At 53.4% G+C, this 7055-nt stretch carries 6 protein-coding genes and 2 rRNA genes; 1 reads left to right on the top strand and 7 read right to left on the bottom strand.

The annotated features are described in order from the left end of the window. Nucleotides 1-4 precede the first annotated feature (4 nt). From tpiA to rlmE, 5 genes are all read right to left on the bottom strand, one after another. Complete coding sequence (gene tpiA / locus HBA55_RS32140; RefSeq protein ID WP_166999846.1) at nucleotides 5-742, bottom strand: triose-phosphate isomerase; 738 nt, start codon at nucleotides 740-742, stop codon at nucleotides 5-7. Between the two features lie 172 nt (nucleotides 743-914). Continuing rightward, complete coding sequence (gene glmM, locus HBA55_RS32145; RefSeq protein ID WP_166999847.1) at nucleotides 915-2252, bottom strand: phosphoglucosamine mutase; 1338 nt, start codon at nucleotides 2250-2252, stop codon at nucleotides 915-917. Then, complete coding sequence (gene folP, locus HBA55_RS32150; protein WP_476704295.1) at nucleotides 2242-3108, bottom strand: dihydropteroate synthase; 867 nt, start codon at nucleotides 3106-3108, stop codon at nucleotides 2242-2244. Before folP ends, glmM begins: the two co-directional genes overlap by 11 nt. Before the next feature lie 176 nt (nucleotides 3109-3284). After that, entirely contained in the window at nucleotides 3285-5198 is a 1914-nt protein-coding gene (gene ftsH / locus HBA55_RS32155; protein WP_166999855.1) for an ATP-dependent zinc metalloprotease FtsH, read from the bottom strand. A gap of 183 nt (nucleotides 5199-5381) precedes the next feature. Beyond that, on the bottom strand, nucleotides 5382-6002 hold the full coding sequence (rlmE, locus tag HBA55_RS32160) for a 23S rRNA (uridine(2552)-2'-O)-methyltransferase RlmE (RefSeq protein ID WP_166999848.1): 621 nt from the start codon (nucleotides 6000-6002) through the stop codon (nucleotides 5382-5384). 65 nt (nucleotides 6003-6067) lie between these two features. Here rlmE and yhbY point away from each other — a divergent pair, with 65 nt between their 5' ends. Further along, on the top strand, nucleotides 6068-6367 hold the full coding sequence (gene yhbY / locus HBA55_RS32165) for a ribosome assembly RNA-binding protein YhbY (protein ID WP_166999849.1): 300 nt from the start codon (nucleotides 6068-6070) through the stop codon (nucleotides 6365-6367). Nucleotides 6368-6631: 264 nt separating this feature from the next. Here the strand turns inward: yhbY and rrf are convergent. Further along, nucleotides 6632-6747, bottom strand: a 5S ribosomal RNA gene (gene rrf / locus HBA55_RS32170). Between the two features lie 189 nt (nucleotides 6748-6936). Then, nucleotides 6937-7055: ribosomal RNA gene (locus HBA55_RS32175) — 23S ribosomal RNA — on the bottom strand; the annotation flags it as partial.

The raw sequence follows: 7055 nt of genomic DNA on the forward strand, positions 1-7055 counted from the left end.
ACCTTTATTCTGCCGCCAGGCAGATTTGATAGAAATCTTCACTTGCCAACGACGCACCGCCAACCAGTGCGCCATCAATGTCAGGCTTCGCAAAAAGCTCGCCTGCATTGGCGGGCTTTACGCTGCCGCCGTACAAAATTCTTACCGCATCCCCGGTATCACCCAGTTGTTCACGAATAAAACCGTGAACCTCTTGGGCTTGCTCAGGTGTTGCCGTCAAGCCGGTACCAATCGCCCAAACGGGCTCATAGGCAACAACGGCGTCAGTCATAGCCTGCAACCCTGCGCGATCGATCACCGCTTTGAGCTGCTCAGCAATCACATCGAGCGTTTCGCTCGCATTCCTCTGCTCCAGAGTCTCGCCCACACAGAGGATCGGCACCAGGCCCGCCTGCTGTGCTGCCGCAAACTTCTCCGCCACCAGCTCATTGGTCTCGGAGTGGTACTCACGCCGCTCCGAATGCCCGACAATCGCATAGCGGCAATCCAGATCCGCAACCATGCTCGCCGATACCTCACCGGTGTATGCACCGGATTCGGCCTGACTGACATCCTGGGCACCAATCTGAAGACCGTCACCTGCCAATTGCTTCACTTGAGCCAGGTAAATCGCGGGAGGACACACCGCCACTTCCACCTGATGCTCACCTTGCCAGCGCTCCAGAAAACTCTCCAGCAGCTGACTGTTTGCAGCCAGACTGCCATTCATTTTCCAATTTCCGACGACCAGGGCTTGTCTCATGCTTTCAGGTCCTATCCCCAATGACACACGCAGAGCGTTATCTCCATACGCTGCCAATATTGCCGGGGGCTCTTGGCAAAACGGGCGCAAATGGTATCGGATAAATTCATAAGATACAACGCCTTATAACGATGATTGGAAATTTTATTTACCTGATTAGCCGGACAGGATACTAGCCCAGCGCACCGGCAACCACATCCGCCAGCTCCTGACTCAGACGGGCCACCAACGGCGGCTGATCACCTTCCACCATCACTCGAACAACCGGCTCGGTTCCTGATGGCCTTAGCAGGACACGACCGGAACCAGCCAATTCCGTCTCCGCTGCCTGCACAGCCTCCTGAATAACCTTGTTGCTATCCAGATCCACCTTGCCGGAGACTTTCACATTGATCATATTCTGGGGCAGCTTACGCATCCCCTGTTTCAAATCGTTCAGGGGTGCGCCATCTGTGGAGAGCGCCAACAACACCTGCAAGGCTGCCACAATCCCATCACCTGTCGTAGTGACATCACTACAAACGATATGGCCGGAATTTTCACCCCCGAGCATCCAGTCTCGCTCGCGCATGGCCTCCAGCACGTACCGATCCCCAACTTTGGCGCGTACAAAGGGTATTTCCAGCTTTTGCAGGGCCAACTCAAATCCGAAATTACTCATCAGCGTGCCGACGACCCCGGAGCAGCCACCTGCGTAACGCTGTCGGTAGGCGGCAATCAAATAGAGGATTTCGTCGCCATCAACCACCTCACCCTTATGGTCAACGAACACCACCCGATCACCATCGCCGTCGAAGGCGATACCCATATCGGCACCGCACTCCAGCACCCTCGCCTGTAGCCTTTCCGGCTTGGTTGAGCCGCATTCGAAATTGATATTCTCGCCATTTGGCTCTGCGGCAATCACATCAATCTCTGCTCCCAACTCGCTGAATACTGCCGGGGCGATGTGGTAAGTCGCACCATTGGCACAATCGAGTACCAGCTTCACCCCGTTCAGACTGAATCCCCAAGGCATGGTGCCTTTGCAGAACTCGATGTAGCGCCCCGCTGCGTCTTCAATTCGACGCGCCTTGCCCAGGGTTTCCTCTGTTCCCATCGGAACGTCCAGCTGAGCCTCAATGGCATACTCGATTTCATCCGGCAGTTTGGCCCCGGTGCCGCCGAAGAACTTGATACCGTTGTCAAAATAGGGGTTGTGCGACGCACTGATGACAATACCCGCCTGGGCCTGAAATGTCCGGGTAAGGTAAGCAATCGCCGGCGTTGGCATCGGCCCCAGCAATCCGACATCCACACCTGCACTGATTAAGCCGGCCTGCAGAGCTGATTCGAACATGTATCCCGATGTCCTTGTGTCCTTGCCAATCAGTATCTGCTTGTGCCCGGCGTAGCGGTCAGCCAGAACCTTGCCAGCCGCCCACCCCAGACGCAGTACAAACTCCGGAGTAATCGGGCCCTCACCCACCCGACCCCGAATCCCATCGGTGCCAAAATACTTACGCCCCATAACCACGCTCCCTATTATTTTTTACCGCTGCCCACATATTCAGTACATCGGAGGTCTCAGCCACATCATGTACGCGGAGGATTTTCGCACCTGCCTGCGCCGCCAGCAACGCCAAAGACAAACTTGCGGCCAGTCGTTGATCCACGTCACGCCCAAGCACCTGCCCAATCAGAGATTTGCGAGATAACCCGGCGAGTATCGGCAGCCCCTCGGACTCCAGCTCGGAAAGACGAGCCAGCAACTCCAGGTTGTGCTCCCGGGACTTCCCAAATCCAAACCCGGGATCAATGATTATTGAAGATCTGGGAATCCCGGCACCCACCGCGGCATCGACACGACTGCGCAGATAATCCAATACCTCATCTACCACCGACTGGTAGCTGGGCTGATTCTGCATGGTTCGAGGGTTTCCTTTCATATGCATCAGACACACTGGCAGGCCTGTCTGAGCAGCAACCTCCAGTGCACCTGGACGCTCCAAGGCGCGCACGTCATTGATCAACCCGGCTCCCATCGAGGCGCCCTCCCGAATCACTTCCGGGCTGCTGGTATCCAGAGAAACCACCACATCGAGTTCTTTTCGGATAACCTCGACGGCGGGCACCACTCGATCCAACTCCTCCTGAGTTCCAACAGGGGTTGCACCAGGGCGGGTAGATTCCCCTCCGATGTCCAGAATCGCAGCACCTTCGGCAACCATTTTAGCGGCTCTGCCAAGGACTCTGTCCAGCAGAACACGTTGATCGCCGTATAACTGCCCACCATCTGAGAAAGAATCCGGTGTGACATTGAGAATACCCATCACCAATGGTCGGGTGATATCCAGGCTTTTAGCGCCAAATTGCATTTTGCTCATCGCTTTGACTGGTTTCCAAGACAAAACCGCTACCGCCATCCTTGGCTCTCGCGGAATACCGTACGTCCTGTACATAACCGCTACCGCCATCCTTGGCTCTCGCGGAATACCGTACGTCCTGTACATAAAAAAGCGGGGCCCAGAATACCTGGACCCCGCTTTATACAATTAGGATATTAGTGGTGTTTGGCTGGTCCACCAATAGGGCTTGATTTACTTTCGTCGCCGGAGGTTTTCTCTTCGTCGGCTTCCTGAATATGACCGTTGAAATCACCATCGTGCCAATCACGTGGCGGGCGAACCTTGCGGCGCGCCATCAGATCATCCACCTGCTCTGCATCAATGGTTTCATACTCCATCAAAGCATCCTTCATCGCTTCAAGTATATCGCGATTTTCCTCCAGCAGGCGTGATGCCTCCTTGTAGCAGTGATCAACAATCCGGCGAACCTCTTCATCGATCGTTTTGGACGTCGCTCCTGAATAATTAGGCGGACCTCCCACACCGGTCATTCCACCATCGTCTTCGCCATAGTGAAGTGGGCCCAGCTTTTCAGAAAGGCCCCACTTGGTGACCATACTGCGAGCCAGGCTCGTGGCCCTTTCGATATCATTCTGAGCACCGGTGGTGACCCCTTCGAAACCAAGCGTCAGCTCCTCAGCAATACGCCCACCAAAGAGTGAGCACAATTGAGACTCAATCGCCCGCTTGCTGAGGCTGTATTTATCATCCTCCGGCAGAAATTGCGTCACACCCAGCGCCCTGCCGCGCGGGATAATAGTAACCTTGTGTACAGGATCATGCTCGGGCACCAGACGGCCAACGATAGCGTGACCAGCCTCGTGGTATGCTGTGTTTTCCTTTTCCTTCTCGCCCATCACCATGGACTTGCGCTCGGCACCCATCATGATCTTGTCGCGAGCTTTTTCAAACTCCTCCATGGTAACCAGACGCTTGTTCGCGCGCGCCGCAAACAGCGCAGCTTCGTTAACCAAGTTGGCCAAATCGGCCCCTGAAAAGCCTGGAGTACCGCGGGCAATGATGGAAGCCTTGATTTTCTCGTCCAGAGGAACCTTGCGCATGTGCACTTTCAGGATCTGCTCACGACCGCGAATATCCGGCAGGCCCACAAACACCTGACGGTCAAAACGGCCTGGGCGCAACAACGCTTTATCCAGAACATCCGGGCGGTTGGTTGCGGCAATAACAATGATACCCTCATTACCTTCAAAACCATCCATCTCTACCAACAGCTGGTTCAATGTCTGTTCACGCTCGTCGTGGCCACCGCCGTGACCACCGCCACGATGACGGCCCACCGCGTCAATTTCGTCGATAAAGATAATGCAGGGAGCCTGCTTCTTGGCCTGATCGAACATATCCCGGACACGGGACGCACCAACCCCCACAAACATTTCCACAAAGTCTGAACCGGAAATAGAGAAGAACGGCACCTTCGCCTCACCGGCAATCGCCTTGGCCAGCAGCGTCTTACCTGTACCTGGGGGGCCCGCCATCAGCACGCCGCGAGGGATCTTGCCGCCAAGACGCTGAAATTTGGATGGATCACGGAGGTATTCGACCAACTCCTGAACCTCCTCCTTGGCTTCATCAACTCCGGCCACATCAGCAAAGGTGGTTTTGATCTGATCCTCACCAAGCAGGCGTGCCTTGCTCTTACCAAAGCTCATGGGGCCGCCTTTACCACCGGCGCCGCCCTGCATCTGGCGCATAAAGAACATAAACACCACAATGATCAACAAAATGGGGAAGCTGGCGACCAGCAGCTGCTGCCACAGACTTGGCTGCTCGGGTTTACGACCTTTTACGGTGACATTGTGATTTAAAAGGTCGTCCATCAAACGATCATCGGCGATCTGGGGACGAACCGTCTCGAAGCGACTGTTATCGTGACGAGTACCTATGATGATCAACCCGTCTACGGTAATTTCCCTCACCTGCTCGGACTGAACTTCGTTAACGAACTCCGTATAGGTCAGCGACTCCTGCGAGGTTTGCGGATTAAAATTCTGGAATACCGCCAGCAAAATTGCCGCTATTACCAGCCACAGCACCAGATTTTTTGCCATATCGTTCAAAAAGACACCCTCATGTCATCAGGATATTCAGTATAAGTCATTGATCTATAGGGAGTTTCCCAAAAATAGCGCGAGCAAAGCCCACTTCTGACCGATACCACTGCTTACCAGTATAGCGCTATAGACCCACCCTCGGCGATGGCCCCTTTTCGCTTCCAGGTAAAATTCTGTAAATCAGCCCTTAAAACCCTTACCTACTACATACACCTCTCGTGAACGTGCTCGCGAGGAATCGGGCTTGCGGATCACCACGGTCTTAAAAGACGTCCTGGCATCCTTTACGTAGGCATCAAAACCCTCGCCCTGGAACACCTTGGCGGCAAAGTTACCGCCAGTCTTAAGCGTCTCACGCGCCATATCCAGGGCCAGTTCAACCAGGTACATGGACTTTGGCTGATCCACGTCAGATACACCACTCATGTTGGGGGCCATATCCGAGATTACAAGGTCTGCCTTGTCGGCACCCAGCAACTCCAGGATCTTCTCGAAGACATCATTCTCGGTAAAATCCCCCTGCACAAACTCCACCCCGGCCAGAGAATCCATCGGCAAGATGTCAGAGGCAATCACCCGACCATTGTCACCAATATGACGAGCTGCTACCTGACTCCAACCGCCTGGTGCCGCCCCCAAGTCCAAAACGGTCATGCCCTTGTGGAACAGTTTGTCTTTCTTGTCCAGTTCAACCAGCTTATAGCTGGCGCGAGATCGATAACCATCCTTCTGTGACTGTTTGACATACTGATCGTTAAAATGTTCGTCCAACCAGCCTTTGCTGCTTTTTGACCTTGCCATACCAAACAGGCACTCCAACATGAGGTACAATAGGGAATTGCTAAGTTTTAAAGAAGAGACATTGTATGCCTTTAACCCCAGACCGTAAAAAGCAATATCGCACACTGGGACACAACCTTAAGCCCGTCGTCACCGTTGCTGGTAACGGCCTGAGTGAGACCGTTATGGGCGAGCTTAATCGAGCACTCGACGACCATGAACTGATCAAAGTAAAACTTGTGATTGCCGATCGTGACCTTCGCAAACAGGTTATTGCGGAAATGGTAAAACAATCCGATTCCGAAATTGTTCAGGAGATCGGTAAGGTTGCTTTGATCTATCGGGAAGCTAAAAAGCCCAATTTCAAGTTATCCAATGTGAGGTGAAGCTCGGTTGGAAATCTGTCGTTCCCCAGAAGGGCGAGGTAGAAATACCTCGCCCTTTTTTGTGTACTGTCGATACTAGCTAGCCAGTCTGGCATCAAGCGCGGCTTCTTTATCAGGTTTTTAAACCATTTTGTTTAAATATCTGGTGGTGGACTGAAGGACAGACATGGGGGAGGTCACATGGACCCTTTTGTAGTAGACACTAGATCCTAGTATCCAAAAAAAAAATCCCCCGACACTTCGTGCCGAGGGATTTTGTTTGGAGGCTGACGATGACCTACTCTCACATGGGGAAACCCCACACTACCATCGGCGATGCTTCTTTTCACTTCTGAGTTCGGGATGGGATCAGGTGGTTCAAAAGCTCTATGGTCGTCAGCCAAACTGGCTTGGTTCGTGGTTGGTCTTAGGGCTTGTCTTAAGCCGGCCGCACGAGATCCAAATAGGTTGGCGGATAGTAAAGTTACTTCAGTTAACACAATCTCGCACTGATGATCGGTGCGTATTCTCTTTGACTCTTGCCTGTCCTGCAACTGTCGATGCGCTTAACATCCAATTGCGTCAGTTATATGGTCAAGCCTCACGGGCAATTAGTACTGGTTAGCTCAACGCCTCACAACGCTTCCACACCCAGCCTATCAACGTCGTAGTCTTCAACGGCCCTTCAGGGGACTCAAAGTCCCAGGGA

Origin of the sequence: Pseudomaricurvus alkylphenolicus (assembly GCF_011683955.1) — a bacterium.
Lineage (GTDB): Bacteria > Pseudomonadota > Gammaproteobacteria > Pseudomonadales > Cellvibrionaceae > Pseudomaricurvus > Pseudomaricurvus alkylphenolicus.